Here is a 15,058-nt window from a genome sequence, read left to right as displayed (position 1 = left end):
CCGCCACAGGATCCGGTACGCCGGCCGTTCCTAGGCGCCGTCGGGGCCGAGGTGCAGAGCGGCCAGGCGGGGCAGGCGGCGGTGCATCTCCGCGTCGTCGTCGAAGTCGAAGTCCTCGCCCATGTCGGGTTCCGACGGCCTCCGGGCATCGGCGGGGTGGCGGTCGGACCAGGCGGTGTAGAAGGAGTCCCGGTCGCCGGTGAGGCGCTCGAAGGCCTCGGCGGCGGCGTAGTTGACCTCCTCGCGGAACAGGGCGTCGCTCCCGTCCCGCGCGGCCGCGACCGCGCCGGGGTGGCCTGCCAGGCTGTCCGGCCCGGCGGCCACGCGTTCGTAACAGTCGCGGCCCTGGGCGATCACCCCGGCGCGGAAGTCGGTGAAGGAGTCGTCGGAGCAACCGCCGCCTATGAGGTAGGCGGCGGCCCAGACGTCCCAGCGGTACAGGGCGTCGTGCAGCGCGTCGAAGCGTTCCGCGTACTCCAGGATCTCCTGGCGCGGCCGTTCGGTCAGCAGGCGCACCAGCGCCTCGTCGAAGGGCTCGCCGCCGTCCGCCGCCGTGGAGCGGGCGGCGTCGATCAGCTGCCAGAACCGGTCGGTGTCCATGCCCGCACTGTGGCACCGGGGTACGACAACGCCCCCGGGTCCGCCGTGTCAGTCCGGTCTGTGGTCGGGTCCGCCGAAGTCGGGGCTGGAGAAGTCCGGGCTGGAGAAGTCCGGGCTGGTGAAGCGGTCCCCGGGTTCGGGGGAGGACTCGTGACCGGGGCTGGAGAAGTCGGGGCGGGAGTAACCGAGCCGCGGCATGCGGGGGTTGCCGCCGGTGGTCGCGGAGGGGGCGGTCGGCGCGGTGGGGGCCGCGCCGGCGGCCTTGGCGAGGGCGTCGTCGAGGAAGGGCTGCAGTCCCCGTTCCACCAGGGCCCGGCGCCACAGCTCGCGGGCGAGGGCGACGTCGCGGGGCTCACCGCCGTGAGGGTCGTGGAGGGCGGTCGAGCCGTTGCGCAGCGCGGTGAGCAGCAGTCCGACCATGCCGATGACGATGCCGCAGACGGCGACGGCCGCGAAGAGCCAGCCGGCCTGCCGCAGCGGCTGGGCGATCGCCGGTTCGGGGTGCCCGAAGCGCAGGGCGTACCCGAGCACGAGGAAGATGACGGCGGCCGTGCCCGCCAGGATCGGCGTGAGCACGGCGACGACGGCGAACAGCCCGGCCCCCGAGCCGTCCGCGGCGACCGGGGCCGCCGCGGCCGCGTAGCCGAGGCCCGGCACGGTCGCGGTACGTGCCTCCCGGCGCTGTTCCGCGAAGGCCTCGCGGACCTTGACGAACTGCTCGTACTCGGGCGCGGCGCAGGCCGAGATGGGCTCGGCCGCGTTGAGCGCCATGGTGCGCAACTGCTCGGCGTTGAGGCGGTTCCGCGCCTCGGCGAGGGCGGCCCGCGTGCCCTCCGAGTGCAGAGCCGTGTCGAGGGCGCGCTCGAATTCCGGGCGGTCCTCGGTCAGCAGGTGTGGAGCGCTGTTCATGTGCATCCCCCGATGCTCCGTCTCCGGTTCCTCCCGGGGTTCACGAAGGACGAAGGTCCGGTCCGGCTGGGCGGAAGCGGAGGAGAAGCTGCCTACGGATATCCCGATGGTAGAGCGCGGAGGTGACGCGGTGACAGAGTGTTTCCGGAAAATGGGGGTTTCGGGGTCTACAACGGCAGCTGTGCGACCAGGAGTTTGCCGTCCATGGTCACCCCGCCGTCCATGGCCACGGCCAGGTCCTCCGCGTACACGTGCGGTCCCTCGACGACCGCGGAGCGGTCCGGCTGCTCGGTGCCGGGTTCCGCGCCGGGCTCGCCGAGCAGGTACGGGATGGGGCTGTGACCGTGCACGACACGGTGGCCGCCGTAGGTGTCCAGCAGTTCGCGGGCGGCCTGCGGCCCCGACTCGCCGCGGAAGGCGAAGCGCCGGGTGAACTTGCGGAACAGCTCCCAGCACTCGTCGGCGTCGCCGCGCTGCAGGATGCCGGTGACGGCGTCGTTCATCGCGTCGATGGTGGTGCCGTACTCCAGGTACGCGGTGGTGTCGGAGTGCAGCAGCAGATGGCCGTCGGTGAGGGCGGCCGCGTCCAGCCGGGACATCCAGGCGACGTGGTGGTCCTGCAGCCGCTCCATGTCGCTGGTCTGGCCGCCGTTGAGGCGCCAGGCGGCGAGGAAGGAGGCGGTGCCCGCGGCGGAGTTCACCGGGGTGTCGCCGAAGCGGTGGGCGCCGAGCAGCAGCAGTTCGTGGTTGCCCATGAGGGCCCTGGCGTAGCCGCCGGCCGCGGCGGCCTCCGCGGACAGCTGCATGACGAGCTCGATCACGCCGATGCCGTCGGGGCCGCGGTCGGTGAAGTCGCCGAGGAACCACAGGCGGGCGTTGCCGGCCGCCCAGTGGCCCTCGGAGTCGATCAGCCCCGTCGCGTACAGGGCCTCGCACAGCCGGTCCACGTAGCCGTGGATGTCGCCGACGACGTAGAGCGGGCCGAGCGCCTGGGTGTCGGCCGCGGTGACCACCGGGAGGTCGCGCTGTGTGGGCGTGTACTCCGGCGGCATCATCTGCTCGTCGATCATGGTCTGTTCGTGCTCGGCCGGATGCCCGGGCGGAGCCCCGACGGCGTCGGCGGGGTGCACCGACGGCATCATGGGCGCGCCGTGCGCCACCGCCCCCGCGGGGTCCTGAGACCAGCCGTACGAGGTACCGGGCATGGGTCCCTGACCTGCCCCCTGAGTCATCGACCCCTCCACCGTCGCGCCACCATCCGCCCATCATAGGAATGACGATGTCGTGGCGTGACACACCTGCTGATAGCGATTTCATCCGGCACGGACAAATCCACCCGGGGCGGGCTCTTCTCGCCCCGGAAGCGCCCGTTCCTATTCTCCCGCGGGTCCGCGGGGCGGGCTGACGGTGGTGCGCGGCGAGCGTCGCTGGGAGGACGTGCGCACGATCAGGTCGGTCGGCATGACCTGCTGCACCGGGCGGCCCGCGTCCACCCCCTCGATGGCGTCGATGAGCAGCTGGACGACCGCGGTGCCGATCCGGCCCGGTTTGAGGGAGAGTGTGGTGATCGGCGGCTCGGTCGTCGCGTAGACCATGCTCTCGCTGCAGCAGACCAGCAGGAGGTCCTCGGGTACGCGCAGCCCGTAGCGGCGGGCGGCGGCGAGCAGGTCGGTGCCGTTGGGGTCGAAGAGGCCGTAGACCGCGTCGGGGCGGTCGGGCCGGGCGAGCAGGCGGTCCGCGGCGACGGCGCCGGCGCACGGGTCGTGGGCGGGGTAGGCCTCGACGACCGGTTCCTGGCCGATCCGCTCGCACCAGTGCAGGTAGGCGGTGGTGGACAGCCGGGTGTAGGTGTCGGTGCTGGTGCCGGTGAGCAGGCCGATCCTGCGGGCCCCGGCCTCGGCGAGGTGCTCCAGGATGCCGAGCACGGCGGCCTCGTGGTCGTTGTCGACCCAGGCCTGGACGGGCAGGCTGCCGGTCGGGCGGCCGTCGCTGACCACGGGGATGCCCTGCCGCACCAGCTCGGTGACCATCGGGTCGTGGTCGGAGGGGTCGATCACGACCGTGCCGTCCAGCGCGACGTTGCTCCACACGTCGTGCCGGGAGGAGGCCGGCAGGATGACCAGGGCGTATCCGCGGGCGAGCGCGGCGGAGGTGGCGGCCCGGGCCATCTCGGCGAAGTAGGCGAACTCGGTGAAGGTGAAGGGCTCTTCCCCGTACGTCGTCACGGTCAGGCCGATCAGCCCCGACCTCCCGGTGCGCAGCGTGCGGGCGGCGGCGGAGGGGCGGTACCCCAGCCGGTCGGCGACCTCACGGACGTGACGGCGGGTGGCGTCGGGCAGTCGGCCCTTGCCGTTGAGCGCGTCGGAGACGGTGGTGATCGAGACTCCGGCAGCGGCGGCCACGTCCCTGATGCCGGCCCGCTCCAGCCGGCGTCCGACGGGCCGGCTCGCCTGGTGCTTCCCTGCTGCTGTCATGGCGTGGTGATAGTAGGGGTCGGGTGGTCCTTTCGCGGGGTGCCGGAGAAGCCGTTGACAGATACGTTTCCCCGCCGGCGGCGTCGGGCGTGGCCGGGAAAGCCCAGGTGGTGACGGGTGCCTACCCCAGGTCACCGGTCCGTTACGGGGTGCCGCCCGCCCCGCGCCGCGCGGAGTGCGCGGCCATCAACTCACCCCTACGAGGGATGCGCGCCACCGCGCGCGCCACCGGCGCGCAGTGCGTCGCACCACCTGCCCCGTTCCCCGTGAGCCCCTGCCGCGAGCCCGTGTGCCGCAGGGCCTCCCCCGGCCGGGCGGGCGCTCGTATGGTGTGGGGCATGAGCCCCAAACTGCGCCGCGAACTGGACGGCATCCCCACGTACAAGCCGGGCAGACCCCCGGCCGTGGAAGAGGGAGTGACCGCTTACAAGCTGTCCTCCAACGAGAACCCCTATGCGCCGCTGCCCGGTGTCCTGGAGGCGGCCACCGCCGCCGCGGAGAACTTCAACCGCTACCCGGACATGGCGTGCACGGCCCTCCACGCAGAGCTGGCGCACCGCTTCGGCGTGCCGGAGGAGCACATCGCGACGGGCACCGGCTCGGTGGGTGTCGCGCAGCAGTTGCTGCAGTCGACCGCGGGCCCGGGTGACGAGGTCGTCTACGCCTGGCGGTCTTTCGAGGCCTATCCGATCATCACGCAGATCACCGGCGCGGCCTCGGTACGCGTGCCGCTCGACGCGGGTGAGACGCACGACCTTGACGCGATGGCCGCGGCGATCACGGACCGGACGCGGCTGGTCTTCGTCTGCAACCCCAACAACCCCACCGGCACGGTGGTCCGCCGGGACGCGCTGGAGCGTTTCCTGGACCGCGTCCCGCCGGACGTGCTGGTCGTGCTGGACGAGGCGTACAAGGAGTTCATCCGCGACCCCGAGGTCCCGGACGGCGTCGAGGTCTACCGTGACCGTCCCAACGTGGCGGTGCTGCGCACCTTCTCCAAGGCGTACGGACTCGCCGGACTGCGCGTGGGGTTCGCGATCGCGCACGAGCCGGTCGCCGCGGCGCTGCGCAAGACGGCCGTCCCCTTCGGCGTGAGCCAGCTCGCCCAGGACGCGGCGGTGGCCTCGCTGCGCGCGGAGGCGGCGCTGCTGGAGCGGGTCGACGCGCTGGTCACCGAGCGCACCCGGGTGTTCGACCGGCTGACCGCGCAGGGCTGGACGGTGCCGGAGACGCACGCCAACTTCGTGTGGCTGCGGCTGGGGGAGCGCACGACCGACTTCGCCGCGGCCTGCGAGCGGGCCGGCGTCACCGTCCGTCCGTTCGCGGGGGAGGGCGTGCGGATCACGGTCGGCGAGGAGGCCGCCAACGACGTCCTGATCCGTACGGCGGAGGCCTTCCGGAAGGAGCTGTGACCGTCCGCACGCAGCGTCCCGGGTGCCACAGGGCGTCATAGCATGCCCCCTTTCGCCCCCTCCCACCCCCCGGTGTGAGGGGGCGAAAGCGTGTGCGGCATACTGAGCTTGTGAATGCGTTCACTTTCACAAGCTCGGCACGTTAGGAGGCGTGACGTGGACCTGGCACTGGACTCCGTCGCTGTCGCGCGATGGCAATTCGGCATCACGACCGTCTACCACTACCTCTTCGTCCCCCTCACGATCTCCCTCGCCGCCCTGACCGCCGGTCTGCAGACGGCCTGGGTGCGCACCGGCAAGGAGAAGTACCTCCGGGCGACCAAGTTCTGGGGCAAGCTCTTCCTGATCAACATCGCCATGGGCGTGGCCACCGGCCTGGTCCAGGAGTTCCAGTTCGGCATGAACTGGTCGGACTACTCGCGCTTCGTCGGCGACGTGTTCGGCGCCCCGCTCGCCTTCGAGTCGCTCATCGCCTTCTTCTTCGAGTCCACCTTCATCGGGCTGTGGATCTTCGGCTGGGACAAGCTCCCGCAGAAGCTCCACCTGGCCTGCATCTGGCTGGTCTCGCTGGGCACGATCCTCTCCGCGTACTTCATCCTCGCCGCCAACTCCTGGATGCAGCACCCGGTCGGCTACCGCTACAACAAGGTCACCGGCCGCGCGGAGCTCACCGACTTCTGGGCCGTGCTCAGCCAGAACACCACCCTCGTCGTGGTCTTCCACACGCTGGCGGCGGCCTTCCTGACCGGCGCCGCCTTCATGATCGGCATCTCGGCCTACCACCTGGCCCGGCGCAAGCACGTCGCCGTCATGCGGACCTCGCTGCGCCTCGCCCTGGTCACCGCCGTCGTCGCCGGCCTGCTCACCGCGATCAGCGGCGACCGGCTGGGCAAGGTCATGTACGAGCAGCAGCCGATGAAGATGGCCGCCGCCGAGGCCCTGTGGGACGGCGAGTCCCCGGCCCCCTTCTCGATCTTCGCCTACGGCGACGTCGAGAAGGGCCACAACTCCGTGGCCGTCGAGGTCCCCGGCCTGCTGTCCTTCCTCGCCCACGACGACTTCGACTCGTACGTCCCCGGCATCAACGACGTCAACAAGGCCGAGCAGGAGAAGTACGGACCCGGCGACTACCGGCCCAACATCCCCGTCGCCTACTGGGGCTTCCGCTGGATGATCGGCTTCGGCATGACCTCCTTCGCGGTCGGCCTGGCGGGACTCTGGCTCACCCGCCGCAGGTTCTGGCTCGCCGAGGACCGGCGCACCGCCGACGACGAGCCGCCGCACCTGATGCTCACCAGGAACACCGCCCTCTCCCCGGCGCTGTCCCGCTGGTACTGGCGGATCGGGCTGCTCACCATGGGCTTCCCGCTGATCGCCAACTCCTGGGGCTGGATCTTCACCGAGAACGGCCGTCAGCCGTGGGTCGTGTACGGGCTGCTGCGCACCGAGGACGCGGTCTCCCCCGGTGTCTCCACCGCCGAGATGCTGACCTCGCTGATCGTGCTCACCACGCTCTACGCCGTCCTCGCGGTCGTCGAGGTCAAGCTCCTGGTCAAGTACGCCAAGGCCGGGCCACCCGAGCTCACCGAGGCCGACCTCAATCCCCCCACGAAGATCGGCGGCGACGCCGACCGCCCGATGGCCTTCTCGTACTAGGGAGAGACGGCATGCACCTCCACGACGTCTGGTTCGTCCTCATCGCGGTCCTGTGGACCGGCTACTTCTTCCTCGAGGGCTTCGACTTCGGCATCGGCGTCCTCACCCGGCTGCTCGCCCGGGACCGCCCCGAGCGGCGGGTGCTGATCAACACCATCGGCCCGGTCTGGGACGGCAACGAGGTCTGGCTGATCACCGCGGGCGGCGCCACCTTCGCCGCCTTCCCCGAGTGGTACGCCACCCTCTTCTCCGGCTTCTACCTGCCGCTGCTGGTGATCCTGCTCTGCCTGATCATCCGGGTCGTCGCCTTCGAGTACCGCGCCAAGCGCGCCGGCGAACGCTGGCAGGCGGGCTGGGAGCAGGCCATCTTCTGGACCTCCCTGCTCCCCGCGTTCCTGTGGGGCGTGGTGTTCGCCAACATCGTGCACGGGGTCGAGATCGACGCCTCCGGCGAGTACACCGGCGGGCTCCGGGAACTGTTCGGCCCCTACGCCCTGCTCGGCGGGCTCGTCACGCTCAGCCTCTTCACCTTCCACGGCGCGGTCTTCGCGGCGCTGAAGACCCTCGGCGACATCCGCGCCCGCGCCCGCCGCTTCGCCACCCGCGCCGGAGCGGTCACCGCGGTGTTCGCAGTCGCCTTCCTGGCCTGGACGCAGGACGACGGCGGCGACGCCCGGAGCCTGGCGGCCGCGGTGGTCGCCGTGCTGGCGCTGCTCGCCGCGCTCGGTGCCAATCTGCGGGGCCGCGAGGGCTGGGCGTTCGCCTTCTCCGGGATCACCGTCGTCGCCGCGGTGGCGATGCTCTTCCTGGTGCTCTTCCCGGACGTCATGCCCTCCACGCTGGACCCGGCGTGGAGCCTGACGGTGGAGAACGCCTCCTCGACCCCGTACACGCTGAAGATCATGACCTGGTGCGCCGCGATCGCGGCCCCGCTGGTCGTGCTCTACCAGGCCTGGACGTACTGGGTGTTCCGCAGGCGGATCGGCACCCAGCACATCGCCGAAGCGCACTGAGGAGCTGTTTCACGTGAAACCCGTCGACCCCCGGCTCCTGAGGTACGCCCGCGCGACCCGTGTGTTCCTCGCCGTCTCCGTCCTGCTCGGTCTCGTCGGCGCGGGCCTGGTCATCGCGCAGGCGATGATCGTCGCGGAGATCGTCGTCGGGGGTTTCGAGGACGGTCTCGACGCCGGGGCGCTGCGCACCCCGCTGCTGCTGCTCGCCGGCGTCGGGGCCGGGCGGGCGGCCGTCTCCTGGCTCACCGAGCTGTGCGCCCACCGCGCCTCCGCCGCCGTCAAGTCCCGGCTGCGCACACAGCTGCTGGAGCGGGTCACCGCCCTGGGCCCGGCGGGGCTCACCGAGCGCCGGACCGGCGAGCTCACCGCGCTCGCCACCCGGGGCATCGACGCCCTGGACGGCTACTTCGCCCGCTACCTGCCCCAACTCGGCCTGGCCGTCGTGGTGCCCGCCGCCGTCCTCGCCCGCATCGTCACCGAGGACTGGATCTCGGCCCTCACCATCGCCCTGACCCTCCCCCTCATCCCGGTCTTCATGGTCCTGATCGGATGGGCCACCCAGACCCGCATGGACCGTCAGTGGCAGCTGCTCGCCCGGCTGTCCGGCCACTTCCTCGACGTCGTCGCGGGCCTGCCCACCCTCAAGGTCTTCGGCCGGGCCAAGGCTCAGGCCGAGTCCATCCGCGCCATCACCGCCGACCACCGGCGCGCCACGATGCGGACGCTGCGCATCACCTTCCTCTCCTCCTTCGCCCTGGAACTGCTCTCCACCATCTCCGTCGCCCTGGTCGCGGTCGGCGTCGGCATGAGGCTGGTCCACGGTGAACTCGACCTCTACACCGGGCTGGTCATCCTCGTCCTGGCGCCCGAGGCGTACCTGCCGCTGCGCCAGGTGGGAGCCCAGTACCACGCGGCGGCCGAGGGGCTCTCCGCCGCCGACGAGGTCTTCGCCGTCCTGGAGACCGCGCCGCCCCGGCGCGGCACGGCCCCGGCCCCCGACCTGCGGACCGTGGTCGTCGAACTGGACGAGGTGGCCGTCGAGGGCCGCCTCGGCCCGGTCTCCCTGCGCGTCTCCCCCGGCGAGACGATCGCCCTCACCGGCCCGAGCGGGATCGGCAAGAGCACGCTGCTCTCCGTACTGCTCGGCTTCACCGAGCCGACCTCGGGACGGGTCCTGGCCGACGGCGCCGACCTCGCCGCCCACGACCCGGCCGGCTGGCACCGGCAGATCGCCTGGGTGCCCCAGCGGCCGCACCTGTTCGCCGGGACCATCGCCGACAACGTACGGCTGACCCGGCCGGACGCGAGCCCGGCCGAGGTCCGCGCCGCGCTCCGGGACGCCGGCGCCCCGGACCTCGACCCCGCGACGGCCCTCGGGGAGGGCGGCGCCGGGCTCTCCGCCGGACAGCGCCAACGAATCGCGCTGGCCCGGGCGTTCCTCGCCGACCGGCCGCTGCTGCTGCTCGACGAGCCGACGGCGGCACTGGACGGCGAGACCGAGGCGGCCGTGGTCGACGCCGTCCGGCGGCTCGCGGCCGGCCGCACGGTGCTGCTCGTCGTGCACCGCCCCGCGCTGCTCGCCGTGGCCGACCGTACGGTGCGGCTCGACGGCCGCCCGGCGCGTGCCGTGCCGGCGGTGGTGCCCCCGGCCCTGGCCGCGGCCGGTACGTCCGCCCCCGAACCCCTCGGTGCGGTCCCCGCCGCGTCCTCACCGTCCTCCGCGTCGTCCTCGGGGTCCGCGCCGCTGACCCGGGTGCGCCGGATCGCCACGCCGCTGCGGCCGCGGTTCGCCCTCGCGCTGCTGCTCGGCGCCCTCGCGCTGCTGAGCGCCGTCGGCCTGATGGCGACCTCGGCCTGGCTGATATCCAGGGCCTCCGAGCAGCCGCCGGTCCTGTACCTGATGGTCGCGGTCACCGCGACCAGGGCCTTCGGCATCGGCCGGGCGGTCTTCCGCTACGCCGAGCGCCTGGTCGCGCACGACGCCGTCTTCCGGGCCCTCGCCGGCCTCAGGGTCACCGTGTACCGGCGGCTGGAGCGGCTCGCGCCCGCCGCGCTGCGGGACACCCGGCGGGGCGACCTGCTCTCCCGCCTCGTCGCCGACGTGGACGGTCTGCAGGACTACTTCCTGCGCTGGCTGCTCCCGGCCGGCGCCGCCGCGCTCTCCGGCGCCGCCGCGGCCGCGTTCACCGTGTGGCTGCTGCCCGGTGCCGGCGCCGCCCTGGCGGTGGGACTGCTCACCGCAGGCGTGGCCGTGCCCGCCGCCTCCGCGGCGCTCGCCCGGCGCGCCGAACGCGCTCTCGCCCCCGCCCGCGGCGAACTCGCGGCCCAGGTGGTCGAAGTGCTCACCGGCACCGCCGAACTGACCGTGGCCGGGGCCCTGCCCGGGCGCCGCGCCGAGGCTGCCGAGGCGGACCGGGTGCTCACCCGGATCGCGGCCCGTTCCGCGGCCGGTTCGGCGCTCGGGGCCGGGCTCGGCGCCCTGGTCAGCGGACTCACCGTCACCGTCTGCGCCTGGGCGGGCGTGCGAGCGGTGGCCGACGGCGGACTGTCCGGGATCGCGCTCGCGGTGGTCGTGCTCACCCCGCTCGCGGCCTTCGAGGCGGTGGCGGCCCTGCCGCTCGCGGCGCAGTACCGGCAGCGCAGCCGGCAGGCGGCGCGGCGCGTGTACGACGTGCTCGACACCCCCGAGCCCGTACGGGAGCCGGAACACCCCGCGGCCGCGCCCACCGGGCCGCACCCCCTGGTGCTGCGCGGGCTCACCGCCCGTCACCCGGGGCAGCCCCGGCCCGCGCTGGACGGCGTCGGCCTGGAACTGACCCCCGGCCGCCGGATCGCCGTCGTCGGCCCCTCCGGATCGGGCAAGACGACCCTCGCCCATGTGCTGCTGCGCTTCCTGGACGTCGAGCAGGGCACGTACACCCTCGCGGGCACCGATGCCACGGCTCTCGACGGCGACGCGGTGCGCCGCATGGTCGGCCTCTGCGCCCAGGACGCGCACGCCTTCGACAGCACGGTGCGGGAGAACCTGCGCCTGGCCCGCCCCGGCGCGGACGACGCGGAACTGCGGAAGGCGCTCGCCGCGGCCCGGCTGGACCTGGACCTCGACCTCCCGGTCGGCGAGCACGGCACCCGCCTGTCCGGCGGCCAGCGCCAGCGACTGGCGCTGGCCCGCGCGCTGCTCGCCGACTTCCCCGTCCTGGTGCTCGACGAGCCGGCCGAACACCTGGACCTGGCGACCGCCGACGCCCTGACCGCCGATCTGCTGGCCGCGACCACGGGCCGGACGACCGTGCTGATCACCCACCGCCTCACCGGTCTGGAGGAGGTCGACGAGATCCTCGTCCTCGACCGCGGCCGGGTCGTGCAGCGCGGTACGCACCGTGAGCTGGCCGCCGCCGACGGCCCGTTCCGCCGGAGCCTGGACCGCGAGCACGCGGCCGACGCACTGAACGCGCCGGAGCCGGAGTCGATCACGGCGTAGGACCCGGCACCGCCCTAGGCTCGCCGTATGGCAGAACCACTGGCCAGGCTGCTGGACGCCGTCGGCTCGGTCACCAGCGCGCTGCTGGCCGACGAACAACCGGGCGACGACGCGCTCGACGTCGTCGCCGAGCAGGCCCGCGCGCTCGTGGGGGCCGACGCGGGCCTGGTTCTGCTGCCGACCGTCGAGGGCGGTCTCGAAGTGGTCGCCGTCTCGGCCGAACAGCCCGCGGGCCTGGTCGGCACGGTGCTCGAGGCGGACAGCCCGCCCGTCGCGCCGCTGATGGCGGGCGAGCCGGTGTTCGTGGAGGACGCCGCGAGCGACGACCGGATGACCATGGCGATCGCCCCGCGCTTCGGGGCCTGCATGATCCTGCCGCTGCAGAGCAGCGGCCATGTGATGGGCGCGCTCGCGCTGCCGAGGGCCCATGGCGTGCCGGGCTTCACCGAGGACGAGCGCTTTGTCGCCACCCAGTTCGCGGCGCAGGCGGCGCTGGCCCTGCTGCTCGCCGGCGCCCAGCGCGACCGCAACCGGCTGGCCGTGTACGAGGAGCGCGACCGGATCGCCCGCGATCTGCACGACCTGGTCATCCAGCGGCTCTTCGCGACGGGCCTGATGCTCCAGGGGGCGCGGCGCAAGGCGCTGCCGCCCGACGCGGAGGAGGGCATCGCGCACGCGGTCGAGGAACTGGACGCCACCATCCAGGAGGTGCGGACGGCGATCTTCGCGCTGCAGCAGGAGCCGCGGGACGACGCACCCGCGGGACTGCGCGCCCAGGTGCTGCGCGAGACCGGCTCCGCCGCCCGCGGCCTCGGCTTCCCGCCCTCCGTCCGCTTCGTCGGGCCCGTCGACCACCGGGTCGGCGCGCTCAGCGCCCGCAACCTCGTCGCGGCGCTGCGCGAAGCGCTGTCCAACGTGCAGCGGCACGCCGGCGCCACCTGGGTCGAGGTGGTGCTCGACGCCACCGCCGTGCTCTCCGACGGCCGCGAGGGGGTGCGGCTCATCGTCTCCGACGACGGCGTCGGCATCCCCGAGACCGGACGGCGCAGCGGGCTGCGCAACCTCGCCCGCCGCGCGGAGTCGCTGGGCGGCGAGTCGATCTTCGGGCCGGGGCCGGACGGCAAGGGCACCACGCTCGCCTGGGAGGCGCCCCTCTGAGCCCGCCCGCCGAGGTCAGCGGGCGGCGAGGATCCGCTCGATGACGCGGGCCACGCCGTCCTCCTCGTTCGCCACGGTGCGGTGCGTCGTGGCGGCCAGCACGTCGGGGTGGGCGTTGGCGACGGCGTACGAGGTGCCCGCCCACGACAGCATGGCGAGGTCGTTGGGCATGTCCCCGAAGGCCACCACCTCCTCGGCGGAGATGCCGAGGTCCGCGCAGCAGCGCGCGAGCGTCGTCGCCTTGCTGACCCCGGCGCCGCTGATCTCCAGCAGCGCCGACGCGCTGGACCGGGTGATCTCGGCGTGCTCCCCGGCCACCGCGCGCGCGGTGCGCAGGAAGACGTCCGGGTCGATGGAGGAGTGCTTGGCCAGCAGCTTCAGCACGGGCTGGCCCTGCCGCCCGCCGTCGAGCACATCCTCCACCGGGGCGACGACCGCGTCGGGGGCGGGGGCGTACGGCGGGTAATCCGGCTCGTACGCGAAGCCGCCGGTCAGCTCGACGGCGAAGGCCGTGCCGGGGACGGCGGTGCGCAGCGCCGCGATGACCGCGAGCGCGTCCCGGGGGTCGAGGGGGTAGGCCGCCAGCAGCCGCCTGCCGCGGTGCAGGTCGTAGACGGCGGCGCCGTTGGCGCATATCGCCATGCCGTGGCCGGCGGTGTGCGCGGCGACGACGTCCATCCACCGTGCGGGCCGCCCCGTGACGAAGAAGACCTCGATGCCCGCGGCCTCCGCGTCCGCCAGCGCGGCGATCGTACGGGCCGAAACGGTCTTGTCGTCGCGCAGGAGCGTGCCGTCCAGGTCGGTGGCGATCAGCCGCGGCGCGGGGGCCGCGAGGGTGGCGTCCGGGGTCCGGGGATGCTGGGTGGCTGAGGTCACCGACCCATGGTCCCCCATGTGGATGCATATGACAGCAGGCGGGTGCGGAGTGCGAGGACCGCCACACTCTCCGTCGCCGTTGTCAGTGCCGGCTGCCACCATCACGCCATGGCCCTTGTGCGTTGTGAAGAGCAGCCCGACCGGGAACCGGTGCTCCTGGCCGACGCTTTGCCGACGGTCGTGGACGGCATCCGCCTGGCCGCGCGCGCCGGGACAGCCGTCGCCGATCCGGTGGGCGGCACCGCCACGACCTGCGGCCGGTGCGCCTGCGCCGCGTACCGACACCGCACCGCCGGCGGTCACTGGATCCTGGTCGAGCCCGGCGAGTGGCCCCTGGGGGCCGTCCCGGCCGGCCGCCGCTGGCGCGTCGCGGGCGACGGCACGGCGGTCAATCTGCGGGCCACCGTCCCCTCCGACACCTGCCGGATCAGCCATTTCGACGTCTGTCCCGCGAGCCCGCCGCCCGCGGCGTCGCCCGTGCTGCTCGGCCAGTGGCGGCGCAACGCCCGCCGCCGGCTCAACTGAGCTGGGCCGGCGCCTCGGTCGCGATGCGCTCGAAGACCTTCTCGTCCGCCGCGTAGACGGAGTCCGGCACCGGCCAGTGGAGCACGATCTCCGTGATGCCGACCTCCGCGTAGCGGCCCGCGAAGTCGACGAAGGCGTCCAGCGACTCCAGCGGGCGCTCGGCCGTCGACCCGGTCAGCAGGACGCGGTCGAGCTCGCCCGGGTCGCGCTCGATCTCGGCACAGGCGATCTCCAGCTGGTCGTACTGGTGCGAGACGACCTCGGGGCACTTGTCCACCGGCACGTCCGCCGGGCCCTTCGGGTCTCCGTAGGTCACCCACGCCTGGCCGTAGCGGGCCGCCAGCCGCAGCCCGCGCGGGCCCGTCGCCGCCACCGCGAAGGGCACCCGCGGACGCTGCGCGCAGCCGGGGATGTTCCGTACCTCGTGCGCCGAGTAGAACTCGCCCTCCTGACTCACCACCGGCTCCGTCAGCAGCCGGTCCAGCACGGTGACGAACTCGCCGAAGCGGTCGGCCCGTTCCCGTGGCGTCCACGCCACCTGGCCCAGCGCGGTCGCGTCGTAGCCCACCCCGCCGGCGCCGATGCCGAGTGTCAGCCTCCCGCCGCTGACGTCGTCGAGGGTGATCAGCTCCTTCGCCAGCGTCACCGGGTGCCGGAAGTTCGGGGAGGTGACGAGCGTGCCCAGCCGGATCCGCTCCGTCGCCGCGGCCGCCGCCGTCAGCGTCGGGACCGCCCCGAACCACGGGCCGTCCCGGAAGCTCCGCCACGACAGGTGGTCGTAGGTGTAAGCGGTGTGGAAACCGAGCTCCTCGGCCCGGCGCCAGACCTTCCGGCCCTGCTCGTGCCAGCGGTAGATCGGCAGAATCACAGTGCTCAGGCGCATGTTCCCCACCCTACGGGGTGGCTCCCGCCCGCCCGGGCCGAAGTGGTGGGGCGATCAGGGCGGCAGCCGCC

General features: G+C 73.4%; 12 protein-coding genes. 6 read left to right on the top strand and 6 right to left on the bottom strand.

The genetic code is table 11. From position 1 onward, the window contains the following. Nucleotides 1-30 precede the first annotated feature (30 nt). The 4 genes from OIE69_RS20370 to OIE69_RS20355 all read right to left on the bottom strand — a co-directional run bounded on the left by OIE69_RS20370 (nucleotide 31) and on the right by OIE69_RS20355 (nucleotide 3,983). Nucleotides 31-600: a DUF4240 domain-containing protein gene (locus OIE69_RS20370; RefSeq protein ID WP_326573515.1), complete on the bottom strand. Its 570-nt coding sequence runs from the start codon at nucleotides 598-600 to the stop codon at nucleotides 31-33. Between the two features lie 48 nt (nucleotides 601-648). Next, nucleotides 649-1,509, bottom strand: a complete 861-nt coding sequence (locus OIE69_RS20365; protein WP_326573513.1) for a hypothetical protein — start codon at nucleotides 1,507-1,509, stop codon at nucleotides 649-651. A gap of 167 nt (nucleotides 1,510-1,676) precedes the next feature. Then, complete coding sequence (locus OIE69_RS20360; RefSeq protein ID WP_326573511.1) at nucleotides 1,677-2,714, bottom strand: metallophosphoesterase; 1,038 nt, start codon at nucleotides 2,712-2,714, stop codon at nucleotides 1,677-1,679. 168 nt (nucleotides 2,715-2,882) lie between these two features. Continuing rightward, the gene (locus OIE69_RS20355) at nucleotides 2,883-3,983 is read right to left on the bottom strand and encodes a LacI family DNA-binding transcriptional regulator (RefSeq protein WP_326573509.1); all 1,101 of its coding nucleotides are present in this window, start codon (nucleotides 3,981-3,983) and stop codon (nucleotides 2,883-2,885) included. A 338-nt stretch (nucleotides 3,984-4,321) separates the two neighbouring features. On the opposite strand from OIE69_RS20355, the gene hisC reads away from it, so the two are divergent. From hisC to OIE69_RS20330, 5 genes are all read left to right on the top strand, one after another. Further along, nucleotides 4,322-5,395 carry a histidinol-phosphate transaminase gene (gene hisC / locus OIE69_RS20350; RefSeq protein ID WP_392567539.1) on the top strand — a complete coding sequence of 358 codons (1,074 nt, stop codon included), beginning with the start codon at nucleotides 4,322-4,324 and terminating at the stop codon, nucleotides 5,393-5,395. Nucleotides 5,396-5,551: 156 nt separating this feature from the next. Beyond that, nucleotides 5,552-7,051 (top strand): cytochrome ubiquinol oxidase subunit I, encoded by a 1,500-nt coding sequence (locus OIE69_RS20345; RefSeq protein ID WP_326573507.1) that lies wholly within the window; start codon nucleotides 5,552-5,554, stop codon nucleotides 7,049-7,051. A gap of 11 nt (nucleotides 7,052-7,062) precedes the next feature. Beyond that, nucleotides 7,063-8,064 carry a cytochrome d ubiquinol oxidase subunit II gene (cydB, locus tag OIE69_RS20340; RefSeq protein WP_326573505.1) on the top strand — a complete coding sequence of 334 codons (1,002 nt, stop codon included), beginning with the start codon at nucleotides 7,063-7,065 and terminating at the stop codon, nucleotides 8,062-8,064. A gap of 13 nt (nucleotides 8,065-8,077) precedes the next feature. Beyond that, a complete protein-coding gene (gene cydD / locus OIE69_RS20335; protein WP_326573503.1) occupies nucleotides 8,078-11,545 on the top strand; it encodes a thiol reductant ABC exporter subunit CydD in 3,468 nt (1,155 codons plus the stop codon). 27 nt (nucleotides 11,546-11,572) lie between these two features. Next, nucleotides 11,573-12,703 (top strand): GAF domain-containing sensor histidine kinase, encoded by a 1,131-nt coding sequence (locus OIE69_RS20330; RefSeq protein WP_326573501.1) that lies wholly within the window; start codon nucleotides 11,573-11,575, stop codon nucleotides 12,701-12,703. Between the two features lie 15 nt (nucleotides 12,704-12,718). Here OIE69_RS20330 and OIE69_RS20325 read toward each other — a convergent pair whose 3' ends face one another. Next, entirely contained in the window at nucleotides 12,719-13,579 is an 861-nt protein-coding gene (locus OIE69_RS20325) for a Cof-type HAD-IIB family hydrolase (RefSeq protein ID WP_326573499.1), read from the bottom strand. Between the two features lie 108 nt (nucleotides 13,580-13,687). Here OIE69_RS20325 and OIE69_RS20320 point away from each other — a divergent pair, with 108 nt between their 5' ends. Further along, a complete protein-coding gene (locus OIE69_RS20320; RefSeq protein WP_326573497.1) occupies nucleotides 13,688-14,104 on the top strand; it encodes a DUF6083 domain-containing protein in 417 nt (138 codons plus the stop codon). On the opposite strand, the gene OIE69_RS20315 is transcribed toward OIE69_RS20320, so the two are convergent. Continuing rightward, a complete protein-coding gene (locus tag OIE69_RS20315) occupies nucleotides 14,097-14,987 on the bottom strand; it encodes an LLM class flavin-dependent oxidoreductase (RefSeq protein ID WP_326573494.1) in 891 nt (296 codons plus the stop codon). The two genes, OIE69_RS20320 and OIE69_RS20315, sit on opposite strands and share 8 nt — an antisense overlap. Nucleotides 14,988-15,058 lie beyond the last annotated feature (71 nt).

It is taken from the genome of Actinacidiphila glaucinigra, from assembly GCF_035918135.1.
GTDB classification, from domain to species: Bacteria; Actinomycetota; Actinomycetes; order Streptomycetales; family Streptomycetaceae; genus Actinacidiphila; species Actinacidiphila glaucinigra.
Note: the sequence above shows the minus strand (reverse complement) of the source record. Positions and strands in the feature narration are given on the sequence as shown.

Coding starts and splice junctions, on each gene's coding strand:
- OIE69_RS20370 (WP_326573515.1), bottom strand. CDS start 600: ATGGACACCGACCGGTTCTGGCAGCTGATCGACGCCGCCCGCTCCACG.
- OIE69_RS20365 (WP_326573513.1), bottom strand. CDS start 1,509: ATGAACAGCGCTCCACACCTGCTGACCGAGGACCGCCCGGAATTCGAG.
- OIE69_RS20360 (WP_326573511.1), bottom strand. CDS start 2,714: ATGCCCGGTACCTCGTACGGCTGGTCTCAGGACCCCGCGGGGGCGGTG.
- OIE69_RS20355 (WP_326573509.1), bottom strand. CDS start 3,983: ATGACAGCAGCAGGGAAGCACCAGGCGAGCCGGCCCGTCGGACGCCGG.
- hisC (WP_392567539.1), top strand. CDS start 4,322: ATGAGCCCCAAACTGCGCCGCGAACTGGACGGCATCCCCACGTACAAG.
- cydB (WP_326573505.1), top strand. CDS start 7,063: ATGCACCTCCACGACGTCTGGTTCGTCCTCATCGCGGTCCTGTGGACC.
- OIE69_RS20330 (WP_326573501.1), top strand. CDS start 11,573: ATGGCAGAACCACTGGCCAGGCTGCTGGACGCCGTCGGCTCGGTCACC.
- OIE69_RS20320 (WP_326573497.1), top strand. CDS start 13,688: ATGGCCCTTGTGCGTTGTGAAGAGCAGCCCGACCGGGAACCGGTGCTC.
- OIE69_RS20315 (WP_326573494.1), bottom strand. CDS start 14,987: ATGCGCCTGAGCACTGTGATTCTGCCGATCTACCGCTGGCACGAGCAG.